Origin of the sequence: Rossellomorea yichunensis (assembly GCF_032337515.1) — a bacterium.
Lineage (GTDB): Bacteria > Bacillota > Bacilli > Bacillales > Bacillaceae_B > Rossellomorea > Rossellomorea yichunensis.
Genome location: NZ_JAVYAD010000002.1, coordinates 205,424 through 222,505, shown reverse-complemented (window position 1 = coordinate 222,505; position 17,082 = coordinate 205,424). Strand labels below are relative to the sequence as shown.

Below are 17,082 nucleotides of genomic sequence, written 5' to 3'. Positions count from 1 at the left end.
AATATGGATAACTAAAATAAAGTTTGCTAAAGGAAACTCTCGGACATGAATAGGAGGGAGACGTAATGATGAAGAATTTTAATTCGAAAAAAGTGATTCAATATTCGTATCTATTTCATAAAATAGGTTTATTGGATAATGAGCAATTCAAACAAATTGAGGACTACCATGGATCCAAAATTAAGAAACACAGTTAAGGCATAGTTCTATAATGAATACGCTTCAACATGTGTTGTTGATTTTTCTCAATCATCGATTGGAGAGCATGAAGCTGAATTCAGTAGCACAGTTTAAATGAATAAGAATGAAAAGAGACAGACTCAAGTGAGTATGAGTCTGTCGTAAAAATCGCATCTCAGGGGGTGAGATATAATCTAGTATTCTTTTTTAATTTTCATTGTCAAGATTTCCTAAAAGGCTTTAATCCTCGGTTACGAATTTCTTTCTTAAGAAGCAAAATCCAGTCTTGATCATTCCCTTGTTTCTCAGCATCACGATAAGCTGCCACCAACTGTTCATTACTTAAGATTTTCATGACCAACCTCCCAGGAATGTATAAAATATAGAATTTTCTATATTTTCTATATATTCTACATAGAAATTACTGATTTGAAAAGGGTTTTTTATAAATTACGTCTTAAGTAGTATTTTTAGTTATTATGTAGAAAAAGGTTTAGAGAAGACGCTTTTTGTCTATATTAAAAGTTTGTCACATCGCTAGCATGTAGAAACTTGTCATTTAACTCCTATCTGGAACTATTCACCTAATAGTAATAAAGACAAAAAATCCTTATTAATTAGTTTGAAAATTTTAATTTTTGTGATAATATTACACGCATAAGTAACTGAGAATCTAACCTCTTTGACTTCATATACTGAAAGGTTCCAGGCTTAGCATGAACACAGATAAAGGGGGATATTCATTTGTCGGAGATAATACAAGCAACTGTAGGTGAATTACTCGAAGAAAAAGCTCGTATACAGCCTGAGGTTGAAGCGGTTGTCTACGCAGACAGAGGATTAAGATGGTCTTATCATGAATTCAACCAACAGTGCAGGCAAGCTGCAAAAGGGTTTATGAATCTTGGAATCAATAAAGGAGATCATATCGCGATATGGGCCTCTAACACTCCTGAGTGGTTAGTAAGTCAGTTTTCGACAGGGAAAATGGGAGCTGTACTGGTAACCGTAAATACTAATTATCGTACTGCTGAATTAGAATATTTATTAAAGCAATCTGACAGTAAAACGATTATTTTGATGGAAGAGTTCAGAGGTGCTTCCTATATAGACATGTTGTATGAGATTTGTCCCGAATTGAAAACGTCTAAGCCCGGAGAATTAGAGAGCTCAAAACTTCCTTATTTAAAAAATGTAATTGTCTTAGGGGAGAAGACATATCCAGGTACATATAGCTGGCAGGATATTATGGAAAGAGGGGATGATGTTGAGGAAGGTGAGTTGGATGAAAGACTTTCAAGCCTTTCCCCCCATGATGCCATCAATATGCAATACACTTCAGGAACGACAGGATTTCCTAAAGGAGTCATGCTTACCCATTCTAATATCGTAAACAATGGTTATAATATTGCAGGGTGCATGAGATTGACGAACGAAGACCGTTTATGTATTCCAGTTCCATTCTTCCATTGCTTCGGATGTGTATTGGGTACACTTGCATGTGTATCTGTTGGGGCTACTATGGTTCCATTACAGGAATTCGATCCGAAGCAGGTTCTCCAAACGGTACAGGATGAAAAATGTACAGGCCTTCATGGGGTGCCAACCATGTTTATTTCCGAGTTAAACCTCCCAGACTTTGAACAATACGATCTTTCCCATTTGCGTACTGGAATTATGGCCGGAAGTAACTGTCCGATCGAAGTAATGAAGGGCGTCATGGACAAAATGGGGGCAGATGAGATAACCATCGCCTATGGGCAGACCGAATCTTCCCCTGTTATTACGCAGACGCGTACCCATGACCCGATTGAATTAAAGGTGGAAACGGTTGGAAAAGCCTTGCCAAATGTAGAGGTGAAAATTGTGGAGCCTGGATCGAGCAGGGAAGTTCCCCATGGTGTCCAGGGGGAGTTATGTACGCGTGGGTATCACGTCATGAAAGGGTACTATAAGAATGAAGAGGCTACAAGGTTAGCCATAGATCAGGAAGGTTGGCTGCATACTGGTGACTTAGCGGTCATGGATGAACACGGCTATTGTAGAATTACAGGAAGATTAAAAGACATGATCATTCGAGGCGGTGAGAATATTTATCCGAGAGAAATTGAAGAATTTCTTTATTCCCATCCAAAGGTATTAGATGTTCAAGTCATTGGAATTCCTGATGAAGTCTATGGTGAAGAAGTTATGGCCTGGATTATTATGAAGGATGGCCTCACTGCAACAGCAGAAGAGATCAGAGAATATTGTACAGGGAAGATATCCCGTCATAAAATTCCAAGGTACATCGAGTTTACTGATTCGTACCCAATGACAGCTTCAGGGAAAATTCAAAAGTTTCGTTTAAGAGAGCAGGCGAAAGAAGCAGCCCTGCCTAAAAGTAATTAATAAATTGAAAACGCTTCCTCGAAAAGGACATTCCCAATTCACAGGGAATGTCCTTTTCATGCGGAAATAAAAAGTATAATAGAGTATTAGATAACTGAAATTTCAGAGACTATTTGCTAAAATAAAGAAAAGACTCATTAATATATTAACAATAATATAATTATGTAAACAATTGGAGGGTCATCTGTGTACGTTTTTGTTTATGGGACGTTAAGAAAACACGAAAGCAATCATTTTTTATTAAAGGAAGCCATATTGATTAGGGAACAAGCTTGGGTGGAAGGGGTACTTTACGATACTAAAAGAGGATATCCTGCACTAAAAGAAGGCAACGGGACCACCTATGGCGAATTATATAAAATCGACCCCAGTATATTATCACCGTTAGATGAATTGGAGGATTTCATCGAAGAACGTGAAGAAAACCTTTATATGCGAAAGCTTAAACTTGTCCAAACGGATAATGGACCGCAGGAAGCTTTTGTTTATTATTCTGAAAACGAAGAATTGTTCCAGGAAGAAATTCATTCAGGAGATTGGAAAGTACACCAGTTTCTAAATGAAAAGCCTGATAGGATCCTTTATTTTGCGTATGGTTCTTGCATGGATGATGAGCGTTTTAAAATAGCGCAAGTAGATCACCATTTTAAAAACTGTCTTGGTGCAGGGGTTCTAGAAGGATATTCTATGAAGTATCTCTTTAAAGTACATGATGGTGGCCGGGGAGACATCATTGAGGATGAAGGGACGATGGAAGGGGTAGTATATGAGCTCCCTCAACAAGCAGTGGAATACTTGTTCACTAGAGAAGGGGTAGCACCTGGATGGTATAGAGCAGCTTTCATCGACATACAGATTGGTGGGAAGCTTTACAAGGACGTATTAACCTTTATTGTGAAAGATAAGTGTCAGGAAACCTGTCCCCCAAATCATTATGCAAAAGAGATTCTACGTGGCAGCAGGCCACATGTAAGCAAGTCTTATCATGAAAAGTTACAGCAACAATTAGTTGGAATAGGGATGACGGAAGAGCAGGTGCAGAATCTTCTTATCGGAGAAGAGTAGATGTACGAATGAGTTCCGGGAGGTGAAGTCATGAAGGTAAGTGATGATCTATTATTTACTGCAATAGAATCACACCATTGGGACTATCCAGATCGATTGATACCGAGTGAAGTGGATAGTTTACACAGTGATGGAATCGTTGCAATTAAAAATAAACAGTTGAAAAATGTATTTGCTAATAAGGTACCTAAATTCATTGTGAATAATATGAACGAACTTCATATGAAATGGAAGGTGATTGAAGAGTTTTATGGAAAGGAATCCTTTAGTATGTGGATCAGGGAGCCACTTATCAATCAGGAAGAGGAATTCCTCCAATCACAAGATGGTCTTCTGGAAGAGCGTTATGAGGGGCTGGTATTTGATCTGAATCAGGATCATTTCATCCCTTCACCTGCTCATAGAGTCATTACTGTTGAAAGTGACCTTCACATTCATGATCTTGTAGAAATCAGTTCCTCCATATGGGGTTATCGGGAAGAAGACAAACCGGTCATCTTTAAACAAAGAAAAGAGTTTATGAGCAAATGGGGACCGGATGGTGGGTTCACATTAGCTTACAATAAGGAGGGCCATCCTGTTGGATACGGAAATTATCGGTTCAGCCGTGATCATGAAGTCCTTTACCTCAATGGAGGAGGGGTGCTCCAAAAAGCAAGGCATGGAGGAGTATATTCTTCATTAGTCGCCCATCGAATGGATATGGCAAAACGAGCGCAATGTCGGTTTGTAACCTGTCAGGCGAGAGTCGGTCACTCCGCCCCCATTCTCAAGAGGTTGGGCTTCCAAGCGTTTTCAACCTATCAATATTGGGTAGTGAATAGAAATGCGCAGGCCGTTTTGATAAGTGAGAAAAAATAGTCGCTTTGTGTGAAATGGGGTGGTACGATGGATGTTTTACTACAATTGGTCGATCAATTTGGATATATCGCCATGTTTCTTTTTAGCTGGATTGTATTTTTAGGGTTACCAGTACCTAACGAACTCGCTGCTGCACTCTCGGGATATTTATCTGAATGGAGAAATTTCAACCCGTATACCTCCTTTTTCTTTATGTATAGTGGATTGATTTCTTATGGAATCTTCGCCTTTTTAAACGGCCGGTATTTCGGAACGAAATTAATATCTCGATTTATGAAGGGAGATAAATCAAGGAAACTCATTGACAATGGTGAAAAATGGATTAATAAGTATGGTCCATTTGCCATTTCGTTTAGCTATTTTATACCAGGCATCCGATTATTCATGCCTTATATTGCAGGAACGTCAAAAGGGATTTCTTTCATGAAGTTCCTCTTATATGCTCTTCCGTCTGCCTTCGTTTGGGGTTTTGTGTATTTTCAGATAGGGAGGTATTTCCCAAAAAGTTTTCAGGGATTACTGGAAGAAGTAAGTGTGAAGGCGGGCATCATTTTCTCCATTTTATTCATCGGGATTATCGTGTACAGTATTGTCTTTACCTTGAAAAAAACGCCTGATACCTCTAAATGGAAAAAGGTACGTTATCGAAAATAATAAAAGACTGATCAAAGATGCCTTCTTCTTTAATCAGTCTAGCTATCTTGTTCATCCTTAATAATAGTAAAATACTTTCCGAATACACCCAATGCCTTAATTGTGGTTCTTGAGCCATTTTCATCCTCATATATTTTACCGATTGTGTTGAATAGCAAGTAGCCGTTTTTAACATTTGAGCCTGTTTCAATCAGGGTTGAATAAGAATTCCCTTCAAGTTTCTTCGTACATGTTATGGATTCATGACATTCAATATTGTATTCATCTAAAAGCCATAAATAAAATTGTTCTTCATTAGGTCGGTGGGTGCTCATGTAAAAAACTATCAAAACAAAAGTGAACATACCTATTCTTTTTAAACCGTTTCTCACCATCTTAATCGAACCTCTCCTGCAAATTCCTCCTATAATATACCATATTTTCTTATCGTAAGTGATAGTTTCACAAAAAAACTGACAAATGAGATAGTAGTTGAACTTATAGCTCTGTAAGAATATACTATTAGCATAGTACATTCATAAAGGAGGTTATTGAATTGATTCATAAAACCTGGACGGAAAACAATACCGGAAAAAAGGTAAAATGTGTACATACGGATGCGAAGAAATATACAGTTGAAAATGTTTTAACCATTGGTAAAGAATACGATGTGAAAAACGAATCTGAAGAGTATTACTTCGTCATCGATGAGAGTGGGAAAATGGGAGGCTTCTACAAAGAGTACTTTGAAGAGGTATAAACCACTTCTTTCTGGCTGGTTTCTTTATAATGTGGAGAAACCGGCTTTTTTGATGGCTACTAAAATATGGTGCAAATGGGGAAAAGTGAATGAAACACTCATTTAGTAAGCGAATCATTTCTACGGAGGACCAAGCATCTCTGAATAACCTTTTCAAGACTTATGAAACTGAAGTATATGGAGAGGTTCAAACGAGTGAAGCTGATATTCAAGAAATGATTGATTCTATTCCCGAAGCTGACCGAAGAGGGCTTTGGGATGAAGGGGATTTAGTAGCTATCTCCATACTTACTGAAAAAGATCACCGTTTACCTTCATTAATCCTTGCCCTTCCTAACGATCATATGGAGCTCTATATAGGTGAGATGGCAGAAGAGCTTTTTACATCAGCCAGGAGAAAGAAAGAAACGAATTCAGATTCAAAAACCATTATCCTATCTGGGAATCTTGAGAAAGAGAAAAAGGCTTTTGAGAAACATGGCTTTACACCAACTCGATATTGGTTTCAGATGAAAAAAGACCTCAAAGATCTATCTTTTGCATCAGTCTCTTCATCATATTGTATTTCAAGCTTCAATCCCGATACCGAAACGGAGAGTCTTCATCAGGTGTTTGAAGAGGTGTTCTCGGATCACTTTGATTATCACCCATCCACCCTGGATGAATTTAAGAAACGTTTTCTTCGCCCCTCATTTGACCCCGATCTCTGGTTTGTATTAAGAGAAGAAAATGCCCTGGTAGGTTTTGTCTTTTGTTCGGTTAACAATGAAACAAAATTAGGGGAAATCACTCATTTGGGGATTTGCAAAAAGTGGCGTCGCAAAGGGCTCGCCCATTATTTGCTCAATTATGCTTTTTCAAAATTAAAAGAGGAAGGAATGACTACAGCCGCTCTTTCAGTCGACAGTGACAGCTATACAGACGCAACCATTGTTTATCAAAAAGCTGGAATGTATGTATATCGAGGGTTCACTCGATATGATTTAGAAGTTTAGAAGCTGAAACACCCAATCAAGGGTGTTTTTTTACATTTTGTTATATTAATTGGTTGCTAATCCAGAACTAAAATATATGCATTGAAACAAAATTAGGCATAGCCTTTGCAGTGTAAGCGTTATTACATGTAGAATGTCTAGTATGTGAAATGGAAAGGATGTCATTAAATGAATGTTGAACGGTTATTACCAGAATCGGTTACTTATATATTAAACGAGAGAAAACAATTATTCTCATCTCCTGAGCATTCTTCATTAATAGGAGAAGGGGGGTATACTGCTAGTGAAGACTATATTATTGAAGATAGTATCATCTCTCTGTCGTTAGGGAAAAATCTTCTTCTTAAGGGACCCACTGGTTCAGGGAAAACGAAGCTATCAGATACCTTGTCATCCATCTTCTCCCAACCGATGCACAGTATAAATTGCTCGGTTGATTTAGATGCAGAAGCATTACTGGGCTATAAAACAATCAGCGAAAGAGACGGAAAAAACACCATTGAATTCATCGAGGGACCTGTTATTCAAGCGATGAAAAATGGGCATCTCCTTTATATTGATGAAATCAATATGGCTAAGCCTGAAACGCTGCCGATCTTAAATGGTGTGTTGGATTACCGCAGAAGTATAACGAATCCATTTACAGGGGAAATCGTCAAAGCCGCGCCAACTTTCGGTGTAATTGCGGCAATTAATGAAGGATATGTAGGCACAGTTCCATTAAATGAAGCGTTAAAAAATCGTTTTGTTGTAATAGATGTACCGTATATCGAAGGGGAAACGTTAAAGAGTGTGATTGAAAGTCAAAGCAAGCTGTCCGATTCTAAGCTTATTACTCAGTTTGTAGCCCTGTCTTCGGATTTAATGGTTCAAGTGAAAAATGGTCAAATTTCAGAGGAAGCGGCATCCATACGTGCCCTTTTAGATGCCTGTGATTTAGCCGTTTACTTGCCGGCAAAAAGGGCTATACAACGTGGAATCGTAGATAAACTGGAAGACGAACGAGAAAAAGCGGCTATACAAAATATAGCTGAAACATTATTTGAATGAGGGACATGTAATGCATCGATTTATCCAATTTAATGATGAAACCATTGACTCTTTTTTAGTGATGGAAATGGCTGATTTGACGAAAACACTTTCCAAAAATGCCGATATGAACTTGAAATACGGACCGTTTTCTTATCTCGATTATAAAGAAGGAACGGTTTATGTCAGTCATTTTTGGGATCACCGGAAAAAAGAAGAAGAAATACATGGATTGAAAAGTGATATTTATTTAAGGACGATCGGTAATCTTCATGAAACCATGAACGAAGAGGTTATCGATTATATTGAGAAGGTGAAAGGAACGTCTGTTCCCCGATTTGCCAAGCAGCTATTTGTCATTGGTGAAGAGGCTCGATTAGAGGAAATCTGTAAATCAAAGCGTCCAGGAACTAAGAAGTCATTTAAGACAAGAAGAAAATTATATCGCCAGCACTTCGAAGCACAGCTTAAAGTAAACATTACGAAAAGTGTTTTTACAGATGCATTATTTAATTCAATATTCCTTCTTCTCCATGCACAATCTCCATTAGAAGAACCTGTTAGGATAAATGAGGATATTGATTTAGCAATGCCCTTTATGCATCGGCAAATCACCCGATTCTTTGAAACCCGTAACACCAAAGATGTAGTAAGAATTTGCTTGGAAATGGTAGAAGTAATAGATGAGATTGTAAAAAAAGATATGTTGAATGAATACTTCCATTTACCTGAAGATGTGTATAACACGGAGGAATTGATTACTGAAACATTTGACGATTTAAAAAGAAAAGATCCCCTTGCTAATCAGGATGTGTTGGAAGAAGAGAGCACAGGGGAGGAAGAAGTGATAGATGAAGAATTCCGAACTTGGCACCGGGAAACGAGTGACAAAGGGGAGTCATTCCTTCAGTTTGACTTAGATCAAGGGTCTCAATCCGATCTTATGGGCGAAGGTGTCCGTGAAGGAGATGATGGAGACCAGGCAATGGCTATGGTACAGGGCTCAGCTAAAGAAACGGAGCAGGAGCAGTACCAAAATGTGAAGCCACAGGAGCAAGAAAGAGATGAACTTGGTGGTGGAGAAGCTGAGTATGGAAAGGACAATCGCTTTGCTGTACCTCACTTTATTTCTCCAACCATTCCTACTTCTGAAGACAAGCACTTGTATAACCTTAACAAAGGGATAATTGCTCCTTATCAAAAGAAACTTCAGAAAATGATCGAGAAAACATTGGAGCATAAGCGAATCCAGCCTAGAAGTGATTTGCACTTCGGCAGGCTGAACAAAAAGTTATTGCGCTTTATCACAGACGATAACCCAAGACTTTTCTATAAAAAGCAAAACCCTTCATCTGAAATAGATGCTGTTTTCTCATTATTGGTAGATTGTTCAGGTTCGATGTATGACAAAATGGATCAAACAAAGCAGGGTATTACGTTATTTCATGAATCTTTAAAGTCCGTTCGGGTGCCACATGAAGTTGTCGGCTTCTGGGAAGATACCAACCGGGCGACAAAGACCAGTCAACCAAATTATATGAACCCTGTACTGGACTTCTATTCTTCCTTAAAACCTAACAGTGGTTCAGAAATCATGCAGCTCCAACCTGAAGAAGATAATAGGGATGGCTTTGCCATTCGGTTAATGACAGAACGGATTATTAGACGGAACGAAAAACAGAAATTCCTTCTTGTCTTTTCAGACGGTGAGCCAGCGGCCATGGATTATGAGCAAAACGGGATTGTTGATACTCATGAAGCTGTATTAGACGCAAGAAAACAAGGGATAGAAGTCATCAACGTCTTTTTAGCGAACGGCGAAATAGATGAGGGACAAAGAAAAACCATTCAGAATATATATGGGAATTACAGCATTCTTGTTTCGGATGTAGAAGAACTCCCTGAGGTTTTGTTTCCTTTATTACGGAAACTTCTATACAAAAGTATATAGATGAAGGAACAAGGCGATTACATGGGAAACATGTAGTCGTCTTTTTTTTGGGGTGGGGGAGGAGGAATTAAAATCAGTCCTTTGGCTGAAACAAAATCAATCATCCATCTCATTCGGATCCCCTTTACCTGCAATATACTGAAAGTAATAACATTAAAGGGGATGGATAGGATGAACAATATTTCTGATATGAATGCCGCGATTCATGAATATCACAGAATTAATCACATCTTGAATCTAAAAGGGTGGCGGCAAAAAAGAACCTCAAAGAAACAATATTACTCTCCATGGTTTGGTGAAAATCTGTAAGTGGAAAATTCATTAAGTTCGAAAAGAGAGGAAAAAAATGTATAATAAAAGAATGACTTTTCTCACTTTATCGTAGAAGGTCATTCTTTTTTTGTATGCTCTTTTCGCAAGGCTCTTTTCGTAAAGTTTGTTGCTATTGTAGAGGAGAAAGTAATAGTTGATTTCCGCTACAGGATGCTCGCTTTCCGCGGGGCTGGCGGTGAGCCTCCTCGGCTGCGCCTCCGGGGTCTCACCTGTCTAGCTACGGGGCTTAGGGGCTCGAGGTCATAAGCCAAGTCTGCCAAAAAGGCAATGAGCGCCTTTCCGGCAGACTCGTCTTATGCTTGTCGCCCCTGGGCAAAGCCCCTCCGCTTTTCTTACTGTCCAGCTATTCCCGCAGGAGTCGAACATCCTGCAGCGAGGATCAACTTTCTGAGCATGTATCCTTATTGGAAAACAATAAAAACAAGAATTTTAGCAAACCATCTCATTTAAGGTAAGTAGAAATTGATTTTCCTTTTAAGGAAGAAGAATTATTATTTTCTAGTTACATTGTTTTCATGTACACCTTTAAGCTCTGTCACAAAAATTCTCTTAAAGATGGTGAGGGGAGCTGCGCATACTCCTGCGGAAGTACGGGCGTGCCGAGACCCCGTTCGGCTAAGAACGCTAGCTGCAAGCGGAGCAGTTCCCCTCACCATCCAGCATAGGCTGGTTGACAGAGCCTTGGCAGATTCTATGCTAGAAAACTACAATCTTTACAAAAAGAGCTTTTTTGTATGGTGAAAAATCATTCAAATGGGAGTCATATTCATGCCGAAGGGAAGGTTAATAAATAAAGAGATGAGGAAAAATGTATGAAGAAAGGGAGGTAACGGTGATTATGCATGAGTTAGATATGCACCATATTTTTGAGCTGGGACTTATTTTAGTGATGATCGCAGCAGGCATAACGGCAATTGCCAAGAAATTCAAACAGCCCTATCCAATTGCCCTTGTCATTGTTGGTGCCCTAATCGGGTTATTCAATATACCAATCCTTGAGCCCCTCAAGGATTTTATAACAGAAGGGGAAGTATTTAATTTTGTCATTATCACACTTTTTTTACCAGCTCTTTTGGGAGAAGCAGCTTTGAAGCTGCCTTTTACCCATTTGCGAGCTAACAAGGAGCCGATTATAGCACTGGCTTTCGGTGGAACATTCATTTCTTTCTTGATAATAGGATTTACAGCGTATTACTTCTTTGACTTTCCGGTCCCGACAGCCTTTGTTTTTGGGGCATTGATGAGTGCGACCGACCCTGTCAGTGTATTATCCATATTCAAAAGTGTAGGGGTAAAGAAGAGGTTGGCTGTTGTCATTGAAGGTGAAAGCTTATTTAATGACGGTTTAGCCGTGGTACTGTTCAATATTTCAGCTTACTATTTACTATCCTATATCGATGCAGGCTGGGCTGGACTTGGAAGTGGGATTTGGGAGTTCATCCGGGTAGTATCCCTGGGGGTCATTATTGGAAGCTCCCTCGGTTATGCATTTTCCATATTAACGAAGTACTTCGATGACTATCCGTTGGAAATCATTTTTAGCGTGATTTTGTTTTATGGTTCATTCCTTCTTGCAGAGAGTGTCCATGCTTCAGGTGTTATCGCGGTCGTCATTGCGGCTCTTATATTTGGAAATTATGGCGGGAAAATTGGTATGAGTCCTACAACCAAATTGAATATTAACAGCTTTTGGGATGTAGCTGCGTTACTCGCCAATTCCCTCGTTTTCTTAATGGTTGGCCTTGAAATAACAAGGATTGACTTAGTTGATAAATGGCCGTTTATTTTCGCAGCCATAGTCTTAGTACTTTTGGCACGAAGTATTGCCGTCTATACAAGTTTGTCTCTCATTGGGAATTTCCCTCATAAATGGAAGCATATTTTGAATTGGGGAGGTTTGAAAGGATCGTTATCCATTGCCTTGGTACTTAGTCTGCCAAGAGACTTTCCAGGCAGAGAAGACGTCCTGATTCTTGGTTTTAGTGTGGTATTATTCAGCCTTGTCATTCAAGGGCTGACGATCAAACCACTGATAAATTTATTAGGGATTAAACCAAAGGAAGAAGGACATGCAGAATTTGAAAAATTGCTCAGTCAACTCCACAGATATGAAACAGCCATCGGTGAAATCCATCGGGTAAAACAAAAGCTCTATATTACAGACCCTGTATCAAATGAGCTTATCGATACGTATACAAAAAGAATTGATATGTTAAAAGCTCAATTGGATGATCTATTCAAAAGAAATCCAGTGTTAAAAGCAGACCAGCTTACGACACTGAGAAAACACGCTTTATACGCAGAATATGAGGCCGTTGCCAAACTGGAAAAAGAAGAAATCATCACTAGCTCTATCGCTGAAAAGGAATATGATGCTATAACGGATAGTATTGTTCATAATGAAGAAAAATAGCAAAAGAGGGGCCATATCGGCTCCTCTTTTACTTTCTGATTTCAATGAGTTTTTGTTTTAAGTCGTTTTCCATGGTGACCATTTCCTGTTCTGCCTGCTGACGTTTCTGTCGTCCTTCTGCTTGAATGGCCAAGGTTTCCTCAATGGTGGAAATAAGGTTTTCTTGTGTTTTTTTCAAAGTTTCAATATCAATGATTCCACGTTCATTTTCTTGTGCGGTTTCAATACTATTTGTTTTAAGCATTTCTGAATTTTTCAGAAGGAGCTCATTGGTGGTGCGTGAAACCTGTTTCTGAGCGGCTACAGCCTTTTGCTGATTCAGAAGAGTCAGTGCTATGGCAATTTGATTCTTCCAAAGAGGAATGGCTGTGAGCACCGATGCCTGTATTTTTTCTGCCAGTGCCTGGTTCGTATTTTGTATCAGGCGTATTTGAGGGGCAGACTGAATGGTCATTTGTCTACTTAGCTTTAAATCATGAATACGTTTATCCAATCGATCTAGAAACTGCATCGTATCATTGACTTCCTGATAAATTAACTCGTCATCCGTTTCTTCCGCCTTCTTGCGTAATGAAGGAAGCAGTGTATGTTGAATCTCTTCACGTTTAATTTCAGCTGCTGCAATGTACATATTCAGGGCTTGAAAATAGTCTTTATTTTTTTCATATAAAGTTTCCAATAATCGATTATCATCAAGCAGGGTCTTTTTTGAATGTTCGAGCCTGACTGAAATGCGATCAATCTGTGAGCCGATCTTTTGGTATTTGGAAAGGACCTCCTGCAGGGAGGAAGAGACTTTACGGAATAGCTTTTTGAAGACACCTTTTTGCTTGGTGTTTAGCTCATCCGGATTCATTTGCTCGAGCTTTTTCATTAAATCTCCTAACACATCGCCAATTGGGCCTATGTCCCGTTTTTGCACATGATCGAGCATGGAGTGGGAGAAAGTAGATAGCTGAGTCTGAGCGGCAGTTCCATATTTTAATATTGCTTCATAGTCTTTATAGTCAATCTGCGCCGCCAATTGTTTTGCCTTTTCCTGCTGTTCTTTTGGTAAGCGGTCGAGTAGCAAAGGAGATTTTGTCTGCTCACTTACAGCAGGCATTTCATCTCCAAACGGGTTGGAAAGCAGCAGGTCCAGTTCAGATTGTTCATTTCGTTGCTCCATCGTAAAACCTCCGATATCTATTTTAAGTCTTTTTTATGAGATAAATGTTGATTGGCAAAGTTTAGTTCAAACTGTAGTGTATCCATATCATTAGCCAGTACGTTTTGCAGGTCTTTCTCCAATGACCCTGTCAGATCATCAAGTGTAGTCCGGGTTTGTTGAAGTGATAAGAATGCTTCTTTGTTTTTCCCGGATTGTGCAGCAAGAAACGTATATTTTTCTGTGATTTCAACAACTGAATCCAGATGGTAGAAGAAAAATGATTCTGCAGAAAAGAATCTTTTTGGCTCTTTTTTTACAAGTTGATAAATTCTTCTGCTCAATCTGTTCAACTCGAGGATTTGCTTGAAAGCCCCAAGTGACCTTACCCTTAATTGTTGTTTTTGAAGGCGTTTTACTTTTTCTTTCGCTTCTTTTAAATTCTTGTTAATATATCGAAATTCCTGTGAGGAAAGTCCATTTTTTTTCAGCCACCATCTCTTTTGGAATCCCTTTACGACGAAGAAAAGGAGAATACCTGTACCGAGACTTGACAAGAATGTAAGAGGAAACCCTAAGTCAAATAGGAGTAAGTAGGCGATAAAACTACTGGTCCCTATACTGAATGAGATGACTGTTCTTACTGAAAATTGAAGAAATGTATTCATTTCATCTACCCCTTAATAAAGATGCTTACGTTAAATACGATTTAATGAGCAAAAAGGTTTCATATTCATACTCTTATTTTATTGTAAATGAAGGTGAAATGGAAATATAGATACCTTTTATTATACAAACTGAAATCGATGTCAGGATTTGACACCATTCTTTCAATTTCTTAACATTTCTCAGATTCCTGATTATATAAATAACATTTTTGATAGAATGGGTTAGTACATTGACAAGACAGGTGTGTGGATATATGAAAAAATGGTTCGTTGTGCTGATCTTATTTTTCTTTTCTTCCTCTATCGTATCAGCTCAAGAAAATAATGTAAAAAAACCTAAAAACATCATTAGTGATTCTGCTATCATTATAGATTCTAAAACAAAGAGTATATTGTACTCGAAAAATTCGACAAAACGAATGAATCCTGCAAGCATTACAAAAATTGCTACAGCTATTTATGCAATCGAGCATGCAAACCTTGATGATAAGGTGGTAATAAGTGAGAAAGCAAGTAATACAGAAGGCTCAACCGTTTACTTAGAAGAAGGGGAAAGTGTTTCTTTGGAGCAGTTGCTCCAGGGGCTGATGGTCAACTCCGGTAATGATGCAGCGGTTGCCATTGCTGAACACACTGAGGGATCCGTTCAGCAATTTGTTGAAAAATTAAACATCTTTTTAAAAAACGAAATTGGCGTAGAGAAAACAAATTTTGAAAACCCTCATGGACTCTTCGGTAAGAATCACTATACAACGGCTTATGATATGGCAGTGATTACTAGCTATGCTTTAAAGAACAAACAATTTCAAGAGCTATTTAGTTTGAAATCCATTGATTGGTCGACTGAGGGATGGAAGACTACTCTTTATAATCATCATAAAATGGTGAAAGGAGAACTTCCTTATCCGGAAGTGACCGGAGGGAAGAATGGTTTCATTGATGAATCCAGACATACGCTTGTGACTTCCGCTGAAAATAAAAACCTTTCTCTGGTCATTGTTACAATGAAGGCTCAGTCGAAGAGAGCCATTTACTCAGATACCAGAAAACTACTTGATTATGGCTTGAACAGTTTCACCAGAAGCCATATTCCAAAGGGTACGGTCTTTCAATATGAGGATACTTCTTTTGAGCTTAATCAGGATTTCCAATATACCCAGCCTACGAATGGAAAGTTCACCGAGAGCCTGGATCGAAAGGGAGTATTAACACTATATAACGAAGATCATGAAGAAATGGCTACAACAAATCTCAGTCCTGTGATGAAATCTCCCGTAAAACATAAAAACGCAGTTGCTTCGAGTGAAAGCACAGAATTATTTTTCGGAGATGAATTAAGACAACAAATCCTATTTTATCCGTTTTTTATTTACATGATCCTGCTTTTCATTATGGGAATTTCCATTTTTCGAATAGGATCTGTCAAAAAATAATCCTGAAAATAATATTTAGATTAAAAAAGGGAGCTTGTGGGCTCCCTTTTTTTAATGACTTTCTTGTTTTTCTAAAGAAGGTTGTTGATGATAAAGAGTCTTACCAATCATCGTTTGTAAGATGAGAAATGCCCCTCCTACTGTCCAATACAGGGGCAAGGCAGCAGGCGCATTAAATGAAAAAATAAAGATCATAATGGGCGAAAGATAGCTCATTATTTTCATTTGGGCCTGCTGTTCTTCAGGAATATTCATTAAAGATACCCGGGCTTGGGCTAAATAAACCAATCCAGCGATAATGGCCATTATATAGTCCGGCTGTCCCAAATTAAACCATAGAAAGGAGTGGCTTGCGATTTCAGACGATGACCGAATCGCATAATATAACCCTATCAATATTGGTGTTTGAATTAACAAAGGTAAACATCCCATATTAAGAGGATTCACTCCGTGTTTTTGGTAAAGCATCATCATTTCTTGCTGCAGTTTCTTTTGTATATCTTTATCTTTCGCTTCTTTTATCTTCTTTTGAATGTGGGTCATCTCCGGCTTGATTAAAGCCATTTTCCCTTTCATCTCCTGTTGATTCTTATACGTTTTAAGCATAAAAGGAAAAAGAATGAGACGAATAAGAAGGGTAATGACAATGATCGCAAGACCAAAGTTTCCATCCAGGAAGGTACCTATTTCATGGATGAGAAACGAAAACGGGTTAACAAGATAGTCGTGAAAGAACGCTCCTTCAGTGGTTGCACTTTGACACCCTGATAGAGTGAATAGTGCCAGTAGCATGATGAATGAAAATTTCCTCAATGATAATTCCTCCTCTGTATTAATGCTTGCTGGTTAAAAGGAAACAGAAGAGGATTCTTCGTCATTATCGGTGTGATAAAATTGGAATTTCATGCAAGTAATGAAACGGATCCCGATAGGAATCATTTCATTAGCTGCAACGCACTTTGCGATGATATTTGGTCCTTCAACTTTCTTATCGTAGGGTCGTACGTAAAGATGAAATGTGCCAGGTAAGTGATTCCAAATCAAAGCGATGAAAAATAGTAATACGATACTAAAATGTAATGGACTTAAGTAAAAATCCAATAAGTCTTGTATAATGATAAATGTCAATGGAGAAGACTCCTTCAATTTACTGATCAAAATAATTGTTAAAGCATTAACTCTATTCCATTAAAGTATACTCCTAAATGGCATAAGAAACTATA

17 protein-coding genes are annotated in these 17,082 nt (G+C 38.5%); 11 read left to right on the top strand and 6 right to left on the bottom strand.

Annotated elements, in window-relative coordinates:
- Window positions 1–65: 65 nt before the first annotated feature.
- On the top strand, window positions 66–197 hold the full coding sequence (locus RSX31_RS05550) for a hypothetical protein (protein WP_262371741.1): 132 nt from the start codon (window positions 66–68) through the stop codon (window positions 195–197).
- A 203-nt stretch (window positions 198–400) separates the two neighbouring features.
- Here RSX31_RS05550 and sda read toward each other — a convergent pair whose 3' ends face one another.
- Window positions 401–535, bottom strand: a complete 135-nt coding sequence (gene sda, locus RSX31_RS05545; protein ID WP_044336757.1) for a sporulation histidine kinase inhibitor Sda — start codon at window positions 533–535, stop codon at window positions 401–403.
- A gap of 398 nt (window positions 536–933) precedes the next feature.
- Between sda and RSX31_RS05540 the strand changes: the two genes are divergently transcribed.
- The 4 genes from RSX31_RS05540 to RSX31_RS05525 all read left to right on the top strand — a co-directional run bounded on the left by RSX31_RS05540 (window position 934) and on the right by RSX31_RS05525 (window position 5,151).
- On the top strand, window positions 934–2,571 hold the full coding sequence (locus tag RSX31_RS05540; RefSeq protein ID WP_148994300.1) for an AMP-binding protein: 1,638 nt from the start codon (window positions 934–936) through the stop codon (window positions 2,569–2,571).
- A 186-nt stretch (window positions 2,572–2,757) separates the two neighbouring features.
- Complete coding sequence (locus RSX31_RS05535) at window positions 2,758–3,636, top strand: gamma-glutamylcyclotransferase (protein WP_148994037.1); 879 nt, start codon at window positions 2,758–2,760, stop codon at window positions 3,634–3,636.
- Window positions 3,637–3,666: 30 nt separating this feature from the next.
- Window positions 3,667–4,497 (top strand): GNAT family N-acetyltransferase, encoded by an 831-nt coding sequence (locus RSX31_RS05530; protein ID WP_315633762.1) that lies wholly within the window; start codon window positions 3,667–3,669, stop codon window positions 4,495–4,497.
- A 27-nt stretch (window positions 4,498–4,524) separates the two neighbouring features.
- Window positions 4,525–5,151 carry a DedA family protein gene (locus tag RSX31_RS05525; RefSeq protein ID WP_148971113.1) on the top strand — a complete coding sequence of 209 codons (627 nt, stop codon included), beginning with the start codon at window positions 4,525–4,527 and terminating at the stop codon, window positions 5,149–5,151.
- A 38-nt stretch (window positions 5,152–5,189) separates the two neighbouring features.
- Here RSX31_RS05525 and RSX31_RS05520 read toward each other — a convergent pair whose 3' ends face one another.
- Window positions 5,190–5,525 (bottom strand): hypothetical protein, encoded by a 336-nt coding sequence (locus RSX31_RS05520; protein ID WP_148971114.1) that lies wholly within the window; start codon window positions 5,523–5,525, stop codon window positions 5,190–5,192.
- Window positions 5,526–5,686: 161 nt separating this feature from the next.
- Between RSX31_RS05520 and RSX31_RS05515 the strand changes: the two genes are divergently transcribed.
- The 5 genes from RSX31_RS05515 (at window position 5,687) to RSX31_RS05495 (ending at window position 12,611) form a co-directional block, all read left to right on the top strand.
- A complete protein-coding gene (locus tag RSX31_RS05515) occupies window positions 5,687–5,890 on the top strand; it encodes a DUF6501 family protein (protein WP_148971115.1) in 204 nt (67 codons plus the stop codon).
- A gap of 89 nt (window positions 5,891–5,979) precedes the next feature.
- A complete protein-coding gene (locus tag RSX31_RS05510; RefSeq protein WP_148971116.1) occupies window positions 5,980–6,885 on the top strand; it encodes a GNAT family N-acetyltransferase in 906 nt (301 codons plus the stop codon).
- Between the two features lie 168 nt (window positions 6,886–7,053).
- Complete coding sequence (locus tag RSX31_RS05505) at window positions 7,054–7,935, top strand: ATP-binding protein (protein WP_148971117.1); 882 nt, start codon at window positions 7,054–7,056, stop codon at window positions 7,933–7,935.
- A gap of 10 nt (window positions 7,936–7,945) precedes the next feature.
- A complete protein-coding gene (locus RSX31_RS05500) occupies window positions 7,946–9,865 on the top strand; it encodes a vWA domain-containing protein (RefSeq protein WP_148994035.1) in 1,920 nt (639 codons plus the stop codon).
- Between the two features lie 1,171 nt (window positions 9,866–11,036).
- Complete coding sequence (locus RSX31_RS05495) at window positions 11,037–12,611, top strand: cation:proton antiporter (RefSeq protein WP_148971119.1); 1,575 nt, start codon at window positions 11,037–11,039, stop codon at window positions 12,609–12,611.
- A gap of 28 nt (window positions 12,612–12,639) precedes the next feature.
- Here RSX31_RS05495 and RSX31_RS05490 read toward each other — a convergent pair whose 3' ends face one another.
- Together RSX31_RS05490 and RSX31_RS05485 are read right to left on the bottom strand one after the other, a co-directional pair.
- Entirely contained in the window at window positions 12,640–13,779 is a 1,140-nt protein-coding gene (locus RSX31_RS05490) for a toxic anion resistance protein (RefSeq protein ID WP_148994033.1), read from the bottom strand.
- A gap of 17 nt (window positions 13,780–13,796) precedes the next feature.
- Window positions 13,797–14,426, bottom strand: coding sequence for a 5-bromo-4-chloroindolyl phosphate hydrolysis family protein (locus RSX31_RS05485; protein WP_148971121.1), 630 nt, complete (start codon window positions 14,424–14,426; stop codon window positions 13,797–13,799).
- Window positions 14,427–14,680: 254 nt separating this feature from the next.
- Here RSX31_RS05485 and RSX31_RS05480 point away from each other — a divergent pair, with 254 nt between their 5' ends.
- Complete coding sequence (locus RSX31_RS05480; protein ID WP_315633758.1) at window positions 14,681–15,859, top strand: D-alanyl-D-alanine carboxypeptidase family protein; 1,179 nt, start codon at window positions 14,681–14,683, stop codon at window positions 15,857–15,859.
- A gap of 51 nt (window positions 15,860–15,910) precedes the next feature.
- On the opposite strand, the gene yidC is transcribed toward RSX31_RS05480, so the two are convergent.
- Window positions 15,911–16,672 carry a membrane protein insertase YidC gene (yidC, locus tag RSX31_RS05475; RefSeq protein ID WP_397541050.1) on the bottom strand — a complete coding sequence of 254 codons (762 nt, stop codon included), beginning with the start codon at window positions 16,670–16,672 and terminating at the stop codon, window positions 15,911–15,913.
- Between the two features lie 33 nt (window positions 16,673–16,705).
- Window positions 16,706–16,987 (bottom strand): hypothetical protein, encoded by a 282-nt coding sequence (locus RSX31_RS05470; RefSeq protein WP_148971123.1) that lies wholly within the window; start codon window positions 16,985–16,987, stop codon window positions 16,706–16,708.
- Window positions 16,988–17,082 lie beyond the last annotated feature (95 nt).

Excerpts from the sequence above, each read along its gene's own strand:
- RSX31_RS05550 (WP_262371741.1), top strand. The coding sequence starts at position 66 with ATGATGAAGAATTTTAATTCGAAAAAAGTGATTCAATATTCGTATCTA.
- sda (WP_044336757.1), bottom strand. The coding sequence starts at position 535 with ATGAAAATCTTAAGTAATGAACAGTTGGTGGCAGCTTATCGTGATGCT.
- RSX31_RS05530 (WP_315633762.1), top strand. The coding sequence starts at position 3,667 with ATGAAGGTAAGTGATGATCTATTATTTACTGCAATAGAATCACACCAT.
- RSX31_RS05525 (WP_148971113.1), top strand. The coding sequence starts at position 4,525 with ATGGATGTTTTACTACAATTGGTCGATCAATTTGGATATATCGCCATG.
- RSX31_RS05520 (WP_148971114.1), bottom strand. The coding sequence starts at position 5,525 with ATGGTGAGAAACGGTTTAAAAAGAATAGGTATGTTCACTTTTGTTTTG.
- RSX31_RS05510 (WP_148971116.1), top strand. The coding sequence starts at position 5,980 with ATGAAACACTCATTTAGTAAGCGAATCATTTCTACGGAGGACCAAGCA.
- RSX31_RS05505 (WP_148971117.1), top strand. The coding sequence starts at position 7,054 with ATGAATGTTGAACGGTTATTACCAGAATCGGTTACTTATATATTAAAC.
- RSX31_RS05500 (WP_148994035.1), top strand. The coding sequence starts at position 7,946 with ATGCATCGATTTATCCAATTTAATGATGAAACCATTGACTCTTTTTTA.
- RSX31_RS05495 (WP_148971119.1), top strand. The coding sequence starts at position 11,037 with ATGCATGAGTTAGATATGCACCATATTTTTGAGCTGGGACTTATTTTA.
- RSX31_RS05490 (WP_148994033.1), bottom strand. The coding sequence starts at position 13,779 with ATGGAGCAACGAAATGAACAATCTGAACTGGACCTGCTGCTTTCCAAC.
- RSX31_RS05485 (WP_148971121.1), bottom strand. The coding sequence starts at position 14,426 with ATGAATACATTTCTTCAATTTTCAGTAAGAACAGTCATCTCATTCAGT.
- RSX31_RS05480 (WP_315633758.1), top strand. The coding sequence starts at position 14,681 with ATGAAAAAATGGTTCGTTGTGCTGATCTTATTTTTCTTTTCTTCCTCT.